The organism is Chryseobacterium taklimakanense, assembly GCF_900187185.1.
Lineage (GTDB): Bacteria > Bacteroidota > Bacteroidia > Flavobacteriales > Weeksellaceae > Planobacterium > Planobacterium taklimakanense.
Genome location: NZ_LT906465.1, coordinates 554,785 through 573,368 on the forward strand (window position 1 = coordinate 554,785; position 18,584 = coordinate 573,368).

General features: G+C 44.2%; 19 protein-coding genes. 13 read left to right on the plus strand and 6 right to left on the minus strand.

The features are described from left to right. The first annotated feature begins 627 nt into the window (after positions 1-627). Together CKV81_RS02765 and CKV81_RS02770 are read left to right on the plus strand one after the other, a co-directional pair. Complete coding sequence (locus CKV81_RS02765; RefSeq protein ID WP_095070207.1) at positions 628-1,707, plus strand: hypothetical protein; 1,080 nt, start codon at positions 628-630, stop codon at positions 1,705-1,707. 67 nt (positions 1,708-1,774) lie between these two features. Next, the gene (locus CKV81_RS02770; protein WP_258454474.1) at positions 1,775-2,626 is read left to right on the plus strand and encodes a ferritin-like domain-containing protein; all 852 of its coding nucleotides are present in this window, start codon (positions 1,775-1,777) and stop codon (positions 2,624-2,626) included. 129 nt (positions 2,627-2,755) lie between these two features. On the opposite strand, the gene CKV81_RS02775 is transcribed toward CKV81_RS02770, so the two are convergent. Beyond that, entirely contained in the window at positions 2,756-3,172 is a 417-nt protein-coding gene (locus CKV81_RS02775) for a CinA family protein (protein ID WP_258454475.1), read from the minus strand. A 180-nt stretch (positions 3,173-3,352) separates the two neighbouring features. Between CKV81_RS02775 and CKV81_RS02780 the strand changes: the two genes are divergently transcribed. Genes CKV81_RS02780 through CKV81_RS02795 form a run of 4 tightly spaced genes read left to right on the plus strand, consistent with a single transcriptional unit; the run spans position 3,353 to position 7,306 of the window. Further along, the gene (locus tag CKV81_RS02780; protein ID WP_095070211.1) at positions 3,353-4,858 is read left to right on the plus strand and encodes an FAD-dependent oxidoreductase; all 1,506 of its coding nucleotides are present in this window, start codon (positions 3,353-3,355) and stop codon (positions 4,856-4,858) included. Positions 4,859-4,906: 48 nt separating this feature from the next. Beyond that, positions 4,907-5,104, plus strand: a complete 198-nt coding sequence (locus CKV81_RS02785; RefSeq protein ID WP_157727349.1) for a hypothetical protein — start codon at positions 4,907-4,909, stop codon at positions 5,102-5,104. A gap of 11 nt (positions 5,105-5,115) precedes the next feature. After that, a complete protein-coding gene (locus CKV81_RS02790; RefSeq protein ID WP_095070215.1) occupies positions 5,116-6,303 on the plus strand; it encodes a Gfo/Idh/MocA family protein in 1,188 nt (395 codons plus the stop codon). Positions 6,304-6,316: 13 nt separating this feature from the next. Next, the gene (locus CKV81_RS02795) at positions 6,317-7,306 is read left to right on the plus strand and encodes an aldo/keto reductase (RefSeq protein ID WP_095070217.1); all 990 of its coding nucleotides are present in this window, start codon (positions 6,317-6,319) and stop codon (positions 7,304-7,306) included. Positions 7,307-7,309: 3 nt separating this feature from the next. Here CKV81_RS02795 and CKV81_RS02800 read toward each other — a convergent pair whose 3' ends face one another. After that, the gene (locus CKV81_RS02800) at positions 7,310-7,810 is read right to left on the minus strand and encodes a DUF421 domain-containing protein (RefSeq protein WP_095070219.1); all 501 of its coding nucleotides are present in this window, start codon (positions 7,808-7,810) and stop codon (positions 7,310-7,312) included. Between the two features lie 186 nt (positions 7,811-7,996). On the opposite strand from CKV81_RS02800, the gene pruA reads away from it, so the two are divergent. The 3 genes from pruA to CKV81_RS02815 all read left to right on the plus strand — a co-directional run bounded on the left by pruA (position 7,997) and on the right by CKV81_RS02815 (position 10,528). Beyond that, positions 7,997-9,622 (plus strand): L-glutamate gamma-semialdehyde dehydrogenase, encoded by a 1,626-nt coding sequence (gene pruA / locus CKV81_RS02805; protein ID WP_095070221.1) that lies wholly within the window; start codon positions 7,997-7,999, stop codon positions 9,620-9,622. 188 nt (positions 9,623-9,810) lie between these two features. After that, positions 9,811-10,281, plus strand: coding sequence for a copper resistance protein NlpE (locus tag CKV81_RS02810; protein WP_095070223.1), 471 nt, complete (start codon positions 9,811-9,813; stop codon positions 10,279-10,281). Positions 10,282-10,327: 46 nt separating this feature from the next. Beyond that, positions 10,328-10,528 carry a hypothetical protein gene (locus tag CKV81_RS02815; RefSeq protein WP_095070224.1) on the plus strand — a complete coding sequence of 67 codons (201 nt, stop codon included), beginning with the start codon at positions 10,328-10,330 and terminating at the stop codon, positions 10,526-10,528. Positions 10,529-10,704: 176 nt separating this feature from the next. Here the strand turns inward: CKV81_RS02815 and CKV81_RS02820 are convergent, their stop codons facing one another. Beyond that, positions 10,705-11,727 (minus strand): 3-oxoacyl-ACP synthase III family protein, encoded by a 1,023-nt coding sequence (locus tag CKV81_RS02820; RefSeq protein ID WP_095070226.1) that lies wholly within the window; start codon positions 11,725-11,727, stop codon positions 10,705-10,707. Positions 11,728-11,801: 74 nt separating this feature from the next. Between CKV81_RS02820 and CKV81_RS02825 the strand changes: the two genes are divergently transcribed. After that, entirely contained in the window at positions 11,802-12,701 is a 900-nt protein-coding gene (locus CKV81_RS02825) for a magnesium transporter CorA family protein (protein WP_095070228.1), read from the plus strand. A 13-nt stretch (positions 12,702-12,714) separates the two neighbouring features. Here CKV81_RS02825 and CKV81_RS02830 read toward each other — a convergent pair whose 3' ends face one another. Beyond that, a complete protein-coding gene (locus CKV81_RS02830) occupies positions 12,715-13,521 on the minus strand; it encodes an SDR family oxidoreductase (RefSeq protein ID WP_095070230.1) in 807 nt (268 codons plus the stop codon). 135 nt (positions 13,522-13,656) lie between these two features. On the opposite strand from CKV81_RS02830, the gene CKV81_RS02835 reads away from it, so the two are divergent. Beyond that, entirely contained in the window at positions 13,657-15,018 is a 1,362-nt protein-coding gene (locus tag CKV81_RS02835; RefSeq protein ID WP_095070232.1) for an aldehyde dehydrogenase, read from the plus strand. Positions 15,019-15,162: 144 nt separating this feature from the next. On the opposite strand, the gene CKV81_RS02840 is transcribed toward CKV81_RS02835, so the two are convergent. Then, entirely contained in the window at positions 15,163-15,726 is a 564-nt protein-coding gene (locus CKV81_RS02840; RefSeq protein WP_095070233.1) for a thioredoxin family protein, read from the minus strand. 84 nt (positions 15,727-15,810) lie between these two features. Between CKV81_RS02840 and CKV81_RS02845 the strand changes: the two genes are divergently transcribed. Continuing rightward, a complete protein-coding gene (locus CKV81_RS02845; protein ID WP_095070235.1) occupies positions 15,811-16,695 on the plus strand; it encodes a lysophospholipid acyltransferase family protein in 885 nt (294 codons plus the stop codon). Further along, positions 16,692-17,654, plus strand: a complete 963-nt coding sequence (locus tag CKV81_RS02850; RefSeq protein WP_095070237.1) for a glycosyltransferase family 2 protein — start codon at positions 16,692-16,694, stop codon at positions 17,652-17,654. The genes CKV81_RS02845 and CKV81_RS02850 overlap by 4 nt, the downstream gene beginning before the upstream one ends. Here the strand turns inward: CKV81_RS02850 and CKV81_RS02855 are convergent. Next, a complete protein-coding gene (locus CKV81_RS02855) occupies positions 17,638-18,420 on the minus strand; it encodes a glycosyltransferase family 32 protein (protein WP_095070238.1) in 783 nt (260 codons plus the stop codon). The genes CKV81_RS02850 and CKV81_RS02855 overlap by 17 nt on opposite strands. Positions 18,421-18,584: the final 164 nt, after the last annotated feature.

Consider the following 18,584-nt stretch of genomic DNA (forward strand, 5'->3'; position numbering starts at 1 on the left):
TGCTGTTTAGATTTTAATTAGTTCAATCTGTCGCAGATTATATTCAAAAATTATTCAAACTTTACTTTAGTGAACTTCATATTAGATTTTGGGTAAAAATATTTGCCAATAAAATTAACATTTCCACTTATAAACAGAGTTAAAAAAGTACTGAATTGCCCGCTGGTTTTTTTATATAATTCTACGTCGATTATTACAGAAAAAACAGATTTTAACACCATAACCATTTAGTTTGCAAGGGTATGTTAAAATTTTTTCGACACCGCGAGGGGGCATTCGCTGCAAAAAATTCAATCGATTTCCATCTTAAAAAAATCAGCATCACGGTCTATTTTGCTTAAAGAAATTTATTAGGCAATACATATATAAAGATAAGTTTTTCAGTTTTTACCTGCGGATGTCTAGAAATTCGGCCATATCAAATTCTATAATAACAATTGTCATTCATTTAGCACTTGCGCACAAATATTATCAATTCATTACCGATAACTCATTTTGAGTACAAAAAATTAACATTTATTATTTGGAAATCATTGGATTCCGTTATAGTTTAGCAAAACTCAATCACCAATGATTTAAGAACACCAATTCAATTAAAATAAAACCAAATCACAAAATTTTTAAATTATGGCACCACGCAGAGAAGGAAACGGAAGATATGCATCTTCCTCCAACAGAGGAACTTCGGGAAGAGGTTCAAGTTCACAGAATTACAGCAGCGGCAGAGGCCGCTACAATGACGGCGACGATTACGATTATGATGACCGTTATGATTACGACAGTGATTATGACGAGGATTACAGCGACGCGTATGATGATGAGTATGATGACGATGATTACGGAAACAACTACAGTAACCGCTACGACGACGGTTATGATGACTACGACGATGATGATGAGTACGATGATTACGATGATGATGAGTATGATGATGATGATTACAGTGATGACTACGGCAGCGGGTACAGCCGCGGTTACAGCAGTTACGATGATGATTATGACGACAGAAGAGGAAACTACGGCGGACGCGGACGGTCAGGATCCGGAAGAAGTTCATCAGGAAGAACGTCTTATTCATCGGGCAGAGGATCATCCAGAGGACGCGGCTTCAACGAATCTGACCAGCCAAGAGATGAATACGGCAGATTCACCTCATCCGGAAATTCAGGCCAAGGTTCTTCAGGCAGACGGTCTTCAGGCAGATCATCCATGTCGAATTCAGGAAGAGGCTCATCAATGGGCAACTCCGGCTTAAGTTCATCTTCAGGAAGAGGTTCTTCGAGAGGCGGAGGTTCCAGAAGATCTGAACAACCGAGAGATGACCAGGGCAGATTTACATCCGGAAGAGGTTCTTCCGGCAGATCATCCGGTTCATCATCCGGCAGAGGAAGCTCCGGCAGAGGTTCTTCGGGATCATCTTCAGGCAGGAGTTCATCATCCAGAGGCAATTCCGGCAGAGGTGCGCAGGAAGGTCACCCATTCTACGGTAACCAGTACACATCCGGCAGAAGCGGTTCATCTTCAGGAAGATCATCCAGTTCTTCATCGGGAAGATATTCTTCCGGCAACTCATCTTCAGGCTCAAGACGCGGCGGCTTCGGCAGCAGAAGCTCATCTTCCTCATCATCCAGAGGTAACTCCGGAGTCGGAAGCAGAGGCGGAAACCAGGGCGGCAGCAGAAGCGGCGGCCGCGGCAGAAATTCATAAACCATCAATCCACAGACTGGCTGCGTAAAGCAGCCGGTTTTTAATTCCTAAAAACATTATAAATATTATGGACACCAATAAAGATAAAGCGGGCAATACCGCCAACGACAAAACCACCAAAACAGGGACGGCAGCCAGTACCGTAAGCGGAAAATCTCTGGCCAATTCGTCTGCTGAAAGCGCATCAGACAACGACAACAATAATATGAAAAAAGAGACTTCCTCCACTGCCAAGAAAACAGGAAGTGACCAGTCTTCAGATTCGGATAGGGAAAGTAATACAGCATCCCAATCACAGAAACCTTCCGAAACCGAAAAAGACGGTCCACTGTTCAAATTTTTCACAGATTCGCTGAAGGATATTTATTTCGCAGAAAAACATATTCTTGAAGCCTTGCCTAAAATGCAGAAAGCCGCCACCACTTCGGAACTGCAGGAGGCTTTTGAAGACCACTACCTCCAAACACAGAAACAGGTCTCGCGTCTTGAGAAAGTGTTTAAATTAATCGGGGAAGAGGCCGAAGGCAAAAAATGCGAAGCCATTATCGGCATCGTGAAAGAGGGCGAAACCTGCATCAAAGATACCGAAGAAGGCAGCATGACCAGAGATGCCGGCCTCATCATTGCCGCACAAAAAGTAGAGCATTATGAAATCGCGTCGTATGGCGGGCTGGCGGCCCTGGCCGAAACACTTGGCCTTTATGATGCCTCTGACCTGCTGCACACCACACTTGAAGAAGAGGAGCAAACCGATATTGACCTAACCGATATTGCGGAGAGCTTCATCAATTTTGCCGCTAAACAGGATGATGAAGATGATGACGATTATGATGATGAGGATTATGAGGACGAAGATTACGATGAAGAGGATGGTTATGAAAACCATGGCTATAACCGGGGCAGAACTTCATACCGTTAATCAGAATTGATATGGAAGGTGGCTTGCTAAAAGCCGCCTTCTTTTTTAGCCAAACCAATATTCTGGCACAAACAACCACCCTGAAGTGTTGGATCAATCATTTTTCATCCTGTCAACAGTCAGTTAGATTTATATCCGTTTATTCAGCAGTTCCTTTATTATTTTTTCGACGTAGACCGACTGGTTAGCGCTGAGAGATTTTTGGGGATCACCTAAGATCCTTTTGGAAAGGATAACTTTGGAGTTTTTGGAAAACGCAATATAAGCAAAACAGCTGCAGATATTTTCTTCAGGCACGGGCTGTGCATAGCCGGTAATGGCGACACCAAGTTCAGCATTGAATTTTTGTGCTATTTCCAGAGCCATTTTCTCAGCAATGTCTTTTGACACTGCGTTGTTTTGAACTGCGAAGATGGGGTTAACATTGAGCTGCTTGGCTTTCTGCCCGATATTGTAAACCGTCATCCCACCCTGAAAAAAAGACATCGATTCTTCCGCCTGCGAGAGAACATTCTGCAGGAGCCCGGCAGTACAGCTCTCCGCCACCGCAATGGTAAGTTTCTGTGTCCTGAGGGTGCTTTACAGCCGGTCCAGAAGTTTCCTGTCCGGAGTTTTGATTTGGGTAGAGCTCATCAGTTTATACAATTTTAAAAAATAATTACATAAGGTTAACGGTATGGCTGTTACCCGAATGTGTGTTTGTAATTTTAACAAAAACAGTTCCAAATGAACCGCGACGGAAACCATAAAAGTTTTTGGCAAGATGCCCAAAAAGAACACCACAACGCCAAACCTACCGTAAATGATTTTGAAACCATCATTGTTGGCGCAGGAATTACGGGAATATCACTGGCCATCGAACTGCAGAGGCGCGGCCAGAAATGCCTTGTACTGGAGAAAAATACCATTGGTTTCGGCACCACCGGCGGCACGACAGCCTTTATCAATAATTTTTTTGATGAATCGTACGACAGCCTCATCAGTAAATTCGGTGAAGACAAAGCGCAGACGGTTGCCGACCATGCGCTCAAAACCGTATCAATTATCAAAAACAATATTGAAAGGTACGGCATAGACTGTGATTTTGAGGAAAGCAGTTTTTACCTTTTCAGTGCCGAAAAAAAGCAGGACAAACCACTTGAAAAGATCCTCGAAGCCCATGATAAACTGAACGTCGAAACTTCTTCGACAGAAGAATTCCCTTTTGACCTCATTCCGCGAAAAGTGATTGAGATCAAAGGCCAGGCGCAGTTTCATCCCCTGAAATACATCACTGCACTTTCCGACCGGTTCGAGGCTAACGGCGGCCTTCTGCTCACCGGTACTTTTGTAAAAGGCTACGAACGGATGAATGACACCCTGAAAATTGAAACCGATGACGGTGAAATATTTACTGCAAAGCACCTGGTTTGGGCGACCCATATCCCGCCCGGGAACAACCGCTTCAACCTGCTATTAGCGCCTTACCGCAGTTATGCCCTGGCAGCGAAGATCAGTTACAAGCCGGAAGGTTTCCCACAGGCAGCCGATATTTACGATGCGTACCACTATTTCCGCTACGATAAAAAGGATGGCGAATACTTCCTCATCGTCGGTGGTTTTGATCATAAAACTGGTCATGAAGCTGATTCTGAGCAGCCTTTCGCTGACCTCGTACAGTATACCAAAAACCATTTTAACATCAACGAAATCAGTGAACAGTGGTCTTCTCAATATTACGTTCCCGCGGACGGACTGCCCTATATCGGGAAAATGCCGGGCGAAGAACACGTATACATTGCCACCGGCTATAACGGCAACGGCATCACGTGGGGTACGCTCGCTTCTCATGTCCTGGCGGATTTAATTCAGAATAAAGACAATGAACTGGCTGATATTGTTTCGCCGTCTCGAATTGAAATCAAAGCGAGCGCCGCCAGTGCTTTGAAGGAAAACTCGGACGCGGTTTTCCAACTGGTGAAAGACCAGCTTCTTGCCGGAAAATCAGCAGAACTGAATGAAATTGCCAACGGCGAAGGGAAAGTGATTGAATTTAAAGGCAAAAAAGTAGCCGCTTACAGGAACGATGAAGGAAATATTTCTTTCCTCTCGGCGGTTTGCCCGCATATGGGCTGTACCGTCAAATTCAACACCGCGGAGAAGTCATGGGACTGCCCGTGCCACGGCTCCCGTTTCGACCTGGAGGGAAATGTGCTCAACATTCCCGCAACCACCGGACTGGATAAAATTTAAATCATAAACAATATTATGGAAAATTCAGAAATCAAAAGCCCGCGCGGCATGGCCACCACCATTCCGGGCGAAACCACCACGATTACCCACAACCTGGACACCACGGATATTATCGTAGCACTTTATAACGTCGCTACCGGCAATGAGCTGAACAGCGGGATAACGGTTGTGGATGAAAATACGGTAACCATTTCCACTGCCAGCGGCGCACCGGAAAAAATCCGTGTCGTCATCATGGGCTTCTAAAATTTATTATAATGAAAGAATATAAAATGCAGGGCACGCCACCAGCTCACATTCCAGTAAAAACTGATTCACCCATATTACTGGAAGGCATCCACAGCAAAGAGCCAGAACCCATGCCCATTAACTACCCTGAGGACCAGCAGATCGGCTATGCCGTGATAGGTTTGGGGCATCTCACTTTAGGTGAAATCTTGCCCGCTTTAAAGGAATGTAAAAAATCAAAGATCGCCGCTCTAGTGAGTGGCCATCCCGAAAAACTGAAGAAAACCGGGCTGATGTACAACGTTCCGGAAAGTTCACAGTATTCGTATGAAGATTTTGATGAAATCGCCAATAACGATGATGTAGATGCCGTTTTCATCGTTCTTCCGAACAGCATGCACAAGGAATTCACCATCCGGAGTGCCAAAGCCGGGAAGCACGTCCTTTGTGAGAAACCAATGGCCATAAGTTCGGACGAGTGCCGCGAAATGATTGAAGCCTGTAAAGCCGCCAGCGTAAAGCTGATGATCGCCTACCGGATCCAGTACGAACCTTTTAATACTTATGTCAAAAATCAGATCAGGGAAAAAGCCATCGGCACAGTAAAATTTGTGGAAGCGCAGAACGGGCAGTCCAGTGGAAACCCCGATCACTGGCGTTACAAAAAAGCACTTTCCGGTGGCGGCGCTTTGCCGGACATTGGAATTTATTGCCTCAATACCACGCGGTTTATCCTGGATGCAGAACCGGAAGAAGTTTTTGCCTACCAGTACAGCAATCCGAAAGATCCTCATTTTAAGGAGATCGATGAGATGGTGAACTGGCAGATGAAATTCCCGGGCGGCGTTGTGGCGCAGTGCTCCACCAGTTACCAAATCCACACTTCGAAAAGATACCGGGTTGTGGGGGATGAAGGCTGGCTGAACCTTGACAATGCTTACGGCTACGTTGGGCAGAAGCTTTTGCACGGCAAGCCGGAAGAACATACACCGGTACAGGAAATCAGCATCAAGCATGTGAACCAGTTCGCACAGGAAATGGATTATTTCTCCGACTGTATCCTAAATGACACACAGCCCTATACCTCCGGCGAAGTCGGCCTTCAGGACCAGATCATCATTGAAGCCATTTATGAGTCCGCCAAAACCGGAAACGCCGTTTCACTGAAAGGAAAACTGCAGAAAAACCTTAACCGTGGCAAAGAACCCAGCATCTAAATCCAGACTCAAGATGAAAAACAGAATCTTAAAAATAGAGCACGAAGTCGGTCTTGGCGGTGTAGCCATAGGAACCGCATTTGAAAATATCACCGACAAACAGGCGGAAGACATACTTACCGGCGCATGGGCTGCAGGAGTGAGGCATTATGACACCTCACCATGGTATGGCCTTACCAAAAGCGAAAGACGTTTCGGAGAATTCCTAAAAACCAAGAACCGCGGGGAATTTATATTTTCTACGAAAGTCGGCCGACTCTTCGAACCCGTTTCCGAATCTGAAGTGCCGCCGGTGATGTGGAAAAACCCGCTCAACTATAATTTCAGGCACGATTATACTTGTGATGCTGTGATGCGGTCGATCGAGGATAGCCTGGAACGTACCGGCTTGGATTACATCGACATCATTTATGTTCACGACCTTTCGGAAGATCAGGTTGGCGACCGTTACAAATTTTTTATGGAACAGGCCAAGAACGGTGCCTTCAAAACACTCTCCAAGCTTCGGGACGAAGGCGTGATAAAAGCCTGGGGAATGGGCGTGAACAAAATAGAGCCCATTTTGGAATGTATCAAAGATGCGGATCCCGACATTTGTTTATCGGCCACACAATACTCAATTCTGGAACATGATGATGAGGTGGAATACCTTTTACCTGCTGTGAAAAAAGCGGGCGTTTCCCTGGTTTCAGGAGCGGGCTACAATTCAGGTTATATTGCAGGCAGAAAACGCTACAACTACAAGGAACAAATCCCGGTGAAAATAGAGGAGAAAAAGAAAAAGATGGATACCGTGGCAAAAAAGCATCATGTGGATTTGGTGCATGCTGCGTTACAGTTCGTCCTGGCAGCCGATGCATTTGCGGCAATTATACCCGGAGCGAGCACTCCGCAGCAGGTCACAGACAATGTGAAAGCCCGGACAACGGAAATTCCAAAAGTATTCTGGGACGACCTTCGCGCAGAAGAACTGATCCACAAAAATGCGGAAACTCCCACTTAACCACTACCCTTTTTCTTCATATTTAATAAATGAAATATTGCCTTCGCTTTCCACGAAGGCTTTTTTCACGTCGGAAACGTCTTCAATACCGTTCTCCCGGAGATTCGCCATCAGTTCGTCTTTCGTGATGAGCTCTCTGCGCATGTTTCTGTAAATAAGCCTTCCGTCTTTGATAATTTGCACAGGCCTGTGTTCAAACAGTTTCCGGAAAAACCCATGATGATAGGTAAGGTAATTCACGACATAATTGCATATCACAAAAACCACCAGCATGATCATGCCGTCGCCAAGCGTGGTAAAATCACCGAGCGCATGGGAAGCCGCCTCCGTCAGCAACAGAATGAAAACCAAATCCATCGCACCCAGTTCGCCCGCACTCCGGCGCGGGAGAACTCTGAGGATGAACAGGATCAAAAAATAGAGAATAATTCCTCTTAAAAGTATTTCAATAAGCGGCATTTCGGGAATGAAGATGTCTGCAGGATTTTCGGGAATGAATTTCATTATCAAAATTTAAAGTATTCAAACATAAACCATTTCAAACCGTTTGGGTTACACAATTAGCTGCCGGAATTTACACATCAGAATCATTTACGAACCATTACCCTATCTTTTGCTTTTTGAACATCCGTTAAAATGCCGTATTTTTGTCATTGAACAGTATTTAAAAAATCTTTTAAAAATTAAAATATGTCTAAAGCTATTTCACAGGTTCCTTACGCGGTAAACGAGCCTGTAAGAAGTTACGAGCCCGGTTCACCGGAGGTAAAATCCCTGATCGCCACTTATAAGCAAATGTGGAAAGAGAAAGTGGAAATCCCGATGTACATCGGCAATAAAGAGGTGAAGACGGACAAAAAAGTGCGCATAGAATCTCCACAGGACCATCAGCACGACCTTGGCTTCTTCTACGAAGGTGACATGAGCCACGTAGACATGGCAATTGAAGCTGCTTTGGCTGCCAAAAAAGACTGGAATGCCCTGGGCTGGGAACAGCGTGCCTCCATCTTCCTGAAAGCTGCAGAACTCGTTGCCGGCCCATACCGGGACAGGCTGAACGCGGCTACGATGATCGGACAGGGGAAAAACGTAATGCAGGCTGAGATCGATTCAGCGTGTGAGTTCATCGACTTCCTGAGATTCAATGTAGAATTCATGACGGAAATGTACGCCGAGCAGCCCGTATCCAGCGAAGGCATCTGGAACCGTTCAGAATACAGGCCTCTGGAAGGGTTCTGCTTTGCGGTGACGCCTTTCAACTTTACGGCGATTGCCGGAAACCTACCTTCATGTATGGCGATGATGGGCAACGTGGTGGTTTGGAAACCGTCCATGTCACAGGTATATTCGGCACAGGTGATCATGGAAATTTTCAAAGAAGCCGGACTTCCGGACGGCGTGATCAACCTGATCTACACCGACGGTGCACAGACGGCAGAGAAAGTACTCTCCCACCCTGATTTTGCAGGGCTTCACTTTACAGGTTCTACATCAGTTTTCCAGGGTATGTGGAAAATGATCGGCGACAACATCCACAAATACAAAACATACCCAAGAATCGTGGGGGAAACCGGTGGCAAAGATTTCGTGATGGTACACCCTTCTGCCGACGCCGCTGCCGTGGCTACTGCTTTGGTAAGGGGTGCTTTCGAATACCAGGGACAGAAATGTTCAGCAGCATCGCGGGCTTACATGCCCAAATCGCTTTGGGAGGAAGTAAAAACAATCATGGGTAAACAGCTGGAAACTGTAAAAATGGGATCCCCTGAAGATCCGTCAAACTTTGTAAACGCAGTAATCCACAGAGGTTCTTTTGAGAAGTGTAAAAAATACATCGATGCTGCCAGAGAAGCTTCAGATTCAAAAATTATTTTTGGCGGAAACTACGATGACAAGACCGGATATTTTGTGGAACCAACGGTCATCGAGGTTGAAAACCCGAACTATGTTTCTATGTGCGAAGAAATTTTCGGCCCAATCCTTTCCGTTTATGTCTATGAAGACCAAAACTGGAAAGAAACTTTGAAACTTGTTGATGAAACTTCGATATATTCTCTAACAGGTTCTATCTTCGCCAAAGACCGTTATGCGATCGACGAAGCTTACCACGCCCTTGAAAATGCGGCCGGCAACTTCTATATCAACGACAAACCGACCGGTGCGGTTGTAGGCCAGCAGCCATTCGGCGGCGCGAGAGCTTCCGGTACGAATGACAAAGCGGGATCCAAGATGAACCTGATGCGTTGGGTGTCCGTAAGAAGCGTGAAAGAAACCTTTGTTTCTCCCAAAGATTATAAATATCCATTCTTAGGGTAAAACCTTAGTTCATTAGGGTTTTTACAATTAAAGAATTAAAATGATTAACCCATGCCGCAGAATCTCTCTGCGGCTTCTTTTTTTGACAAAAAAGGAAATACTGATATTCTCTAACCAGAAAGAAAATCCGTTGTCTTTGTACAATATTTGATGTTTTATGGATTGATATTAACCTCAAAAATTTATTTATGAAAAAGATGATCATGCCGGTTCTGGTGATGAGCCTGGCTTTAATGTCGTGCAAGAAAAATGATAATACGGAAACTGCCGTTTCAACCACCGACTCTACAGCCACAGCAGTGGTAACCAACGATACGGCTACCGCTGCAACCGGTGATACCACCGCTATTTCTGTGGACTGGGCCGGAGCTTACGCGGGAACCCTGCCGTGTGCAAGCTGCCCAGGTATTGAAACTCAACTCACTTTAAACGACGACAAAACCTATACGCTGGAAAGCAATTACCTTGAAGAAAAAGACGGGAAATTCACCGATCAAGGAACATTCACTTTCTCGGATGACGGTTCATTCATCACCCTGAAGGATGCAAAGAAAGCCGATGAAAACCGAGTATTTTTCGTAGGTGAAGGCAAAGTATGGATGGCTGAAAAAGTGGGTGACAGATCCATGAAAAAAGATTATCAACTTGTAAAGCAGTAGGTTTACAGAATTATTGTTAATTTTATCCTGACCAAAAAATAATCTTATGAAAAAATTTATTTTGCCCGCCGCAATTGCAGCCATCACGTTTGTAAGCTGCGCCCAGAAAGAGGAAAAGCGCGAGGAGTACAAGGAAGACCATTACAAGAATGAAATGGTGAACAATCTTGGCGATTCGGCCGTAGCAGCCGCCGACAGTGTAAGCACGGCACCGACACCAGCAGCGAAGTCAGACACGCTAAAGTAACAGACAGAAAACTTCCGGCACAGACCGGAAGTTTTTTTTGGCTTTTTTGGAGGCTTGCTGTTTCAGATTATTCTTTTTTGTGCGATAAAGTTTTAACCGATTCCGTGCAAAAAAAAATATCCACTACGGAAAAAATTCACGTGGCGGATATTAATGATTTTATTTAAGAATTTTAATCAGTATTCGAAAAGGACACTTCCCCAGGTGAAGCCACTTCCGAAGGCGGACAGCAATACCAGATCCCCTCTTTTTATTTTACCTGAATGAATGGCCTCGCTCAATGCCAAAGGAATGGAAGCTGCGGTGGTATTACCGTATTTCTGGATGTTGTTGAACACTTTCTCATCAGGCAGTCCAAACTGCTGCTGCACGTACTGGGCAATTCTTAAATTCGCCTGATGCGGGATAAACATATCGAGGTCTTTCACTGTTTTACCGGCTTTTTGCAGTGCTTCATTCATAGTTTCAGGAAATCTGCTCACCGCGTGCTTGAAGACAAAATTCCCGTTCATAACCGGATAGATCTCTGCATCGGTCACATTCTCCGGCTCCAGGCGCATACGGTCGCTCCAGCCGTATTTGGATCCCGGAAACTTGGTACAAAGTTCATCGGCATATTTCCCTTCGGAATGCATATTGAAAGAAAGGATGTCGCCCGCTTTTTCATCTTCGCCTGCAGAAAGAACAACAGCACCCGCTCCGTCGCCAAAGATCACAGAAACACCTCTCCCGGCATCAGAAAAATCAAGTCCGAAAGAGTGTACTTCAGCACCCACTACCATGATATTTTTATAGGTTCCTGATTTTATGAAAGCATTTGCCACACTCATCGCGTACACAAAGCCTGAACACTGGTTTCTTACATCCAGAGCACCGATGGTATCGCAACCCAGCATTTCCTGCAGCAAAACACCGCAGCCCGGAAAAAAATAGTCCGGTGAAAGCGTTGCAAACACAATATAATCAATATCTTTAGCAGTAAGGCCGGCATTTTTAATCGCCATTTCAGAAGCCCTGAAGCCTAAATAGGCGGTAGTTTCGCGGGAATCGTTGCGGTTTTTGCGGTGGCGGCGCTGCCTGATGCCCGTACGCTCAGTAATCCATGCATCGCTGGTGTTCATCAGGCTGGCGAGGTCATCATTGGTTACCACGTTTTCCGGCACGTAATGACCAATCCCTTTTATGGTACTTTTAATCATAACTTTTTAGTAATTTGCTGCGCAAAAGTAAGATTTATTTTTTCAATTAAATTCAAATCAAGTCTTCTGAATATATGCCGATCGAGATTTTACTGAAAACCGACAGCTGCGAGTGGATTGATGTGGAAGGTGCCACCGAACAGGACCTCCAATTCCTGCACCAGCGCTATGACATCAACGAACTGTTGCTGGAAGATACCATCGATCCGAACCACCTGCCAAAATATGAAGAAGACGGCAGCCTGAAGTTTTTCCTCACCAGGGAAAATACCGAACTGGAACGCACCAACCTGAACAGCATCAGCGATGTAAGTACGAAACTTGGGATTTTCATCATAGATCAACTCATCATTACCGTACACCGGATGAAAAACCGCAGCGTTATGGAGCTGAAAAAAGAAGTTTTGCTGCATCCTGAGGGACAAACGGCCGACAAAATTGCTCTGAATCTGGCCCTGAAAGTGATGAAATCCTACGACGAGGAAGCGGAAAACATCCTGGAAATCCTCGACAATCTGGAGAATGAAATTTTCCTGAAGAACTCCAACCATTCCAGCCAACTGAGAAGGCTCTACAAACTGAAAAGAAAATCCGGCCTTAATACAAGAATCCTGAATATTTCCGCGGACTGGATTGAGAAATTCCGGAAACTGAACCTCACTGACTCTGAAACAACCGACCTGAAGGACAAATACAAGGATGTGGTTGCTGATTTCGACCATCTCAACGCGCAGATTACCAACCTGATTTCGATGTTTCTGGCCTTATCGGATCAAAAAGCGAATCAGGTGATGAAAATCCTGGCGATCTATTCGATGTATTTCCTTCCCATCACCTTTATTGCGGGGGTTTACGGTATGAACTTTGAAATAATGCCAGAACTGAAGCAGCCGCTGGGCTACTATGCGGTTTTAGGATTCATGGCGCTGATCGTCATCATCACCTTCATCTACGTGAGAAGGAAGCGCTGGTAGATTAGAACAAACCTTATTCTCTGCCTTTGAAATCCTTCATCGTATCATAAATTCCGAAGACATTCCGCATCACCCAGTCGAATGCGGGCAGCGGTAAAATTCCCTGGGAAAATCTGATAAACCAATACGGCAGTGGCATCGCGAGCATTTTGGTATCGTTTTCTATGGCTTTAATGATTCTTTCTGATGTTTTTTCGGGTTCCAGGATTGGGAGGAGTTTAGATTTTACACCGTCGAACATTCCGGTACTGATGTAGAACGGCATAATCGTAGTCACCGAAATATTCTTTTTCAGCTGCTCCATTTCCAGGCGGAGGCTGTCGCTCCAGCCTACAGCGGCCCATTTCGAGGCGGCATAAACGGACATTTTCGGGTTCGAAATCAGGCCGGCAGATGAGGCAATATTGCAAACAGCACCCAAGTTGCGCGCCATCATTCCCCGTAAAAATTCTGCGGTAATATGCATCAGTGCGCTGCTGTTGACGAGCATACTTTTGCTGATCTGTTCGTGGGTATGTTCGTGAAAATATTTCCCGACCACAATTCCGGCATTATTAATCAGAATATCTATTCCTCCGGTTTGAGTGTTTACTTTTTCAGCGGCAGATTTTATCTGTTCCAGATCCGAAATATCTACCTGAAACAGACTGATTTTGCCGTCCAAAGTCTGAAATTCGGCCTGGGTCTGCAGCAATCCTTCCTGATTGATATCCCAAATGACCAAGTGGCTGCAGCCGCGTTCCAGCGCTTTTCTTCCCATAATTTTCCCGATGCCGGAAGCGCCGCCGGTGATGAGGACTCTTTTGCCTTTAAAATTCATGTCCGAAGATTTTTACGAATTTAATGCAGAAAGTTTAGATTTTTTTAACTTTTTTAGAATTTCTTTAATGCGCCGCTTACCGATAATTAAAGTAAATTTGTTTTTATCAGGCAGAAGCCTTTAAACCGATAAAAAATGAACTACAACGAAATACTGGAACGCCAAAGGGAATTTTTTGCGACTCATAAAACAAAAAATTTAAAATACAGAAAGGAACAGCTCGAAAAATTGAAACGCATCATCCAGAACAATGAAAACCTGCTTAATGAGGCTATTTACAAAGATTTTGGCAAGTCAAAAGCAGACACGTTCACCACAGAAATCTCTTTTGTGCTGAATGACATTGATTATTACCTGAAAAACCTGAACTCACTCGCAAAACCAAAACGTGTAAAAACCAATCTGCTGAATCAGCCCGGAACCAGCAAAATTTACCCGGAACCATTGGGGAATACTTTAATCATCGGGGCGTGGAACTATCCGTATCAGCTGACTTTATCCCCGGCAGTTGCAGCGATAGCCGCCGGAAATACCGTGATTGCAAAACCCAGCGAAATTGCAGCAAACACGATGCAGGTGATGGCCAGGATCATCAATGAAAATTTCAATCCCGATGTTTTTTACTGCATGGAAGGCGGCATCGAAGAAACCACCGAAATTCTGAAAGAAAAATTCGACAAAATATTCTTCACCGGAAGCACCCGGGTTGGCAAAATCATTTATGAGGCCGCTGCCAAACATTTAACGCCGGTAACGCTGGAGCTTGGCGGCAAATCCCCGGCCATCGTCACTAAAAACTCTGATTACAAAATTGCCGCAAAACGTATTGTATGGGGAAAATTCCTGAATGCGGGGCAAACCTGTGTAGCTCCGGATTACGTTCTGGTGGATCAATCGATCGAAGAAAAATTTCTGGAATACCTGAAAGAATATATTGTCGAATTCAATTACCGTGAAGGCAGCGAACACTACACGAGAATTATCAATCAACGGAATTTCAGCCGACTGACGAATTTAATCCATAAAGAAAAAATCTATCTGGGCGGAAATTACAGCGAACAAAACCTGCATATCGAACCCACAGTTTTGCGCGGGGTGGACTGGGATGATGCGGTGATGAAGGAAGAAATCTTCGGGCCGGTGCTGCCTGTTTTAACTTACAATGTGCTGAATGAAGCCCTGAACGAAATTACAGCACACGAAAAGCCTTTAGCGGCTTATATCTTTACGAATGACCATGGAGAAAAGAAACTTTTTACTGACAAAATCTCCTTCGGTGGCGGCTGCATCAATGATGTGGTGATGCACCTTTCCAACGGATCGCTTCCATTTGGGGGCGTAGGAAATTCAGGGATCGGCAGTTACCATGGAAAATATGGCTTTGAAACTTTCTCCCATCAAAAAGCAGTTCTGGAGCGCGCCACCTGGGGCGAACCGAATTTAAAGTATCCGCCTTACACAGAAAACAAACTGAAATGGATCAAGCGCGTGCTCTGATATCATTTATAAAAAGAAAAATCTCAAACCAAATGATGCAGGCTGAGAATCATCCAAATCGTCCGGAGGTCCGGAAAAAGTGCAAAAAAAAGCCGTTTTCACCTTTTGTGAGACGGCTTCTTTATTTTAATAAATTTTAAACTGCTAGCCTTTCGGTTTCCAGGCTTCGAAGAAGGCTTTCACTTTTTCCAGGCTGTAGCCTTTCCCTTCCTCAAGAACTCCGCTTTCCTGGGTGTGGATTTGCCTGCCGTCCTTATCCAAAACAATGAAAACCGGATAGCCAAATTTCTTTCCAGGATCGCCGTATTTGGCAAATATTTTTTCGTTTTTGTTGTCAGGGGAATAGTTCAGGTGGTAATAGATGTAATTATCATCCACAATTTTCTTCAGCTCCGGTGTCGTTTGCACATAATTATTGAACCTCAGGCACCAGATGCACCAGTTTCCGCCGGCCTGCAGCATGATATTCTTGTTTTCTGCCTGTGCCTGTTTTACCAGTTCGGCAATTTTCAGTTCTGCGTTTTCCTTCGGATCATAAGGTTTTGGCAGGGCCGCTTTCTCTTGATCCTGGGCTTTTTTCTTTTCAGCAGCTACGGTGGCACTGTCTTTTTCCAGAGTGGGGGCAGTGGTTTCAGTCTTTTGTGAACATGCGAAGGAAACGGTCATCAATGCACCGCACAAGCCTATTTTAAACAGTCTATTTTTCATTTATAAATAATTTAGCAGATCAAAAATAGCGTTTTTATATTTAAAAAAATCTTCTCGCGGTATTTTATGTAAATTTGCAGGCGTATGAAGACCGTGTTCGCGCTTGTCATCCTCCTGTCGAAACTTCCCCTGAAAATACTCTATATTTTTTCGGATATTCTTTATTTTCTGATGTATCACGTGATTGGCTACCGCAAGAATGTTGTTTACGAAAACCTGAAAAACTCCTTCCCTGAAAAAAACAGGGAAGAACTGAAAGAGATTGAACAGAAGTTTTACAGCAATTTTTCGGATTATATTGTGGAAACTCTGAAGGCTTTCACCATTACTTCTGAAGAACTCCGGGTTCGCGTGCAGCACATCAATCAGGATGTCTTTCATCAGGCCAAAGATGAAGGCAAAAACATCATCCTTCTGTCGGGGCATATATTCAACTGGGAATGGTTCAATGCTTTGGCCACGATTATTCCTCAGGAAAAAAGTTTTCCGGTTTATAAGAAAATGAACAGTGATTTCTGGGAAGAAAAGATCAAAAATATCCGCAACAAATACGGCAACCATGCTCTGGAAGCCGGTGAAGTTACCCGCCATCTTATCAAAAATAAAAACGACGGCAATTCGATTTATATGTTTGTGGCCGACCAGTCTCCCTATGCCTTGGATATCAGTTACGGACTGAAATTCCTAAACCAGCTGACGCCTGCATTCACCGGTTACGACCGCCTCGCCACAAAAATGGACCTTATTTTTGTGTATTGCGAAATGAAAAAAGTGAAGCGCGGATTCTATCAGGTCAATTATTACAGAATTTATCCTGACAGTGAAAAATTTGAACCGTTCGAAGTGGTAAAAAAATTCCATAAACTCCTGGAAAACACCATACAAAAAAGGCCTGACAACTGGCTTTGGTCCCACAAAAGATGGAAATACAAATCTGTTTTGCTGGAAAAAGGTTATAAAGAACAATGAAACTCGCCATCGCCATACTGAACTGGAACGGGAAACACTGGCTGGAAAAATTCCTGCCGGGCGTCATTCAGCATTCACAGGATGCAGAAATTTATGTGATTGATAATGCCTCTACAGACCATTCCGCTGACTTTCTAAAGCAGAACTTTCCTTCGGTTAAAATTATCGTTAATGATAAAAACAACGGTTTTGCCGGCGGGTACAGTGATGGTTTAAGGAAAATTGACGCAGATATTTACTGCCTTCTGAATTCAGATATTGAAGTCACTGAAAACTGGACCAAACCCATACTCGAACTTTTTGAAAAGGATGTAAACATTGCGGCCATACAGCCCAAAATCCTCTCATTCAAAAATGATAAATTCTTTGAATTTGCAGGCGCTGCAGGAGGCCTCATCGATAATTTGGGATACCCTTACTGTCGCGGACGTGTTTTTGATGAATGCGAAGAAGATAAAGGCCAGTACGACGACGAAACTGAGATCTTCTGGGCTTCGGGATGCGCATTATTCATCAGGAGTAAAGATTTTTGGGAGCAAAACGGTTTTGATGAACGTTTTTTTGCACACCAGGAAGAAATTGATCTGTGCTGGCGACTGCGAAATTATGGCCGGAAGATTTTTTACACCTATAAATCAAAAGTTTATCATGTAGGCGGCGGAACGCTGAGCAAACAGAACCCACAGAAAACGTTCCTTAATTTCCGCAACAATCTCTCGATGATGCTGAAAAACCTACCCTTCCCAAAACTTCTTTGGCTGATTTTCTTCCGGCTTTGCCTGGACGGAATTGCCGGAATCCGTTTCGGTTTAAAGGACGGCTTTCCTCATCTTTGGGCTGTGGTCCGGGCTCATTTCGGATTTTATGCACAGGCTGCCGAGACCTGGAAACGCAGGGGAAAACAGCAAATGAAAAATTATTATCAAACAAAGTGGCTGATCTTCAAGCACTTTTTGTAGAATCCAGATAGTGCTCTATTTTATCCCTTGGAATTAAATCCAGAATCTTCTTAACATCAATGATCCGGTGTTCATTTAAGATACTTTCAACCGCTTTTTCTGCATCTGAATAGTTCACCAAACGTTCCAAAAGACCGTAAACATTGACCATTTTTTTGTGCGTATTTTCGGCATCTCCGCCAAACCAAGATCCGTTGAAGTGGTGGCTTACATAATTTTTCGGCAGATCCTGAGAAAAATAAACTGACGGATAGAGTGTCACACCGTGTTTCAGCCTTTGAACCGTATCACTGTAGCGGTCGGCACCATATTCTTTCTCCAGCATTTCCGAGAAAATATCCGTGTTGATTCTTTCGACAAAATGTTCCTGCTGATTATAATATTCCATGAAATCCTTCGAAAGCTGATGTTTCGGCTCTGCCATCCAGAAAGCGGAATACGGAACGCCTTTCACCTCGAAACCGCAAACGGCTTTTTCATTTAAAAATTCGTCCAGCGGAAGTTTCAGTTCCATATCGGTATCCATATAAATTCCGCCGTGCTCATACATCACTTTGCTGCGGACATAATCGGATACAAACGCCCATTTCCCCTGCGCAAAAGCCTCGCGAACATAATTATTATCGTCGAGCGGTGAATTGCTTTCATTCCATTCCACGATTTCAAAACCGGGATGAATTTTTTTCCAGGATGCGATGCAGTGTTCCGCGAGTTCATGTTTTGGGTGGCCGCCAAACCAGCAATAATGTATTTTTTTTGGAATCATATTAAGTCTTTAACGTTAAAAATAAATGAAGTCTTGGAATTGTGCTTCAAACGGTTTGTTTTGTGTCAATTTAAAAAAGTTCGCCAAACAGCATTTTTCAAAAATACTGGCAGTAAGACATTAATTCATTATTTTTATCTCTCTAAAAATTTCAAAATTTCAAG

Excerpts from the sequence above, each read along its gene's own strand:
- CKV81_RS02765 (WP_095070207.1), top strand. The coding sequence starts at position 628 with ATGGCACCACGCAGAGAAGGAAACGGAAGATATGCATCTTCCTCCAAC.
- CKV81_RS02770 (WP_258454474.1), top strand. The coding sequence starts at position 1,775 with ATGGACACCAATAAAGATAAAGCGGGCAATACCGCCAACGACAAAACC.
- CKV81_RS02780 (WP_095070211.1), top strand. The coding sequence starts at position 3,353 with ATGAACCGCGACGGAAACCATAAAAGTTTTTGGCAAGATGCCCAAAAA.
- CKV81_RS02785 (WP_157727349.1), top strand. The coding sequence starts at position 4,907 with ATGGCCACCACCATTCCGGGCGAAACCACCACGATTACCCACAACCTG.
- CKV81_RS02790 (WP_095070215.1), top strand. The coding sequence starts at position 5,116 with ATGAAAGAATATAAAATGCAGGGCACGCCACCAGCTCACATTCCAGTA.
- CKV81_RS02795 (WP_095070217.1), top strand. The coding sequence starts at position 6,317 with ATGAAAAACAGAATCTTAAAAATAGAGCACGAAGTCGGTCTTGGCGGT.
- CKV81_RS02800 (WP_095070219.1), bottom strand. The coding sequence starts at position 7,810 with ATGAAATTCATTCCCGAAAATCCTGCAGACATCTTCATTCCCGAAATG.
- pruA (WP_095070221.1), top strand. The coding sequence starts at position 7,997 with ATGTCTAAAGCTATTTCACAGGTTCCTTACGCGGTAAACGAGCCTGTA.
- CKV81_RS02810 (WP_095070223.1), top strand. The coding sequence starts at position 9,811 with ATGAAAAAGATGATCATGCCGGTTCTGGTGATGAGCCTGGCTTTAATG.
- CKV81_RS02815 (WP_095070224.1), top strand. The coding sequence starts at position 10,328 with ATGAAAAAATTTATTTTGCCCGCCGCAATTGCAGCCATCACGTTTGTA.
- CKV81_RS02820 (WP_095070226.1), bottom strand. The coding sequence starts at position 11,727 with ATGATTAAAAGTACCATAAAAGGGATTGGTCATTACGTGCCGGAAAAC.
- CKV81_RS02825 (WP_095070228.1), top strand. The coding sequence starts at position 11,802 with ATGCCGATCGAGATTTTACTGAAAACCGACAGCTGCGAGTGGATTGAT.
- CKV81_RS02830 (WP_095070230.1), bottom strand. The coding sequence starts at position 13,521 with ATGAATTTTAAAGGCAAAAGAGTCCTCATCACCGGCGGCGCTTCCGGC.
- CKV81_RS02835 (WP_095070232.1), top strand. The coding sequence starts at position 13,657 with ATGAACTACAACGAAATACTGGAACGCCAAAGGGAATTTTTTGCGACT.
- CKV81_RS02840 (WP_095070233.1), bottom strand. The coding sequence starts at position 15,726 with ATGAAAAATAGACTGTTTAAAATAGGCTTGTGCGGTGCATTGATGACC.
- CKV81_RS02845 (WP_095070235.1), top strand. The coding sequence starts at position 15,811 with ATGAAGACCGTGTTCGCGCTTGTCATCCTCCTGTCGAAACTTCCCCTG.
- CKV81_RS02850 (WP_095070237.1), top strand. The coding sequence starts at position 16,692 with ATGAAACTCGCCATCGCCATACTGAACTGGAACGGGAAACACTGGCTG.
- CKV81_RS02855 (WP_095070238.1), bottom strand. The coding sequence starts at position 18,420 with ATGATTCCAAAAAAAATACATTATTGCTGGTTTGGCGGCCACCCAAAA.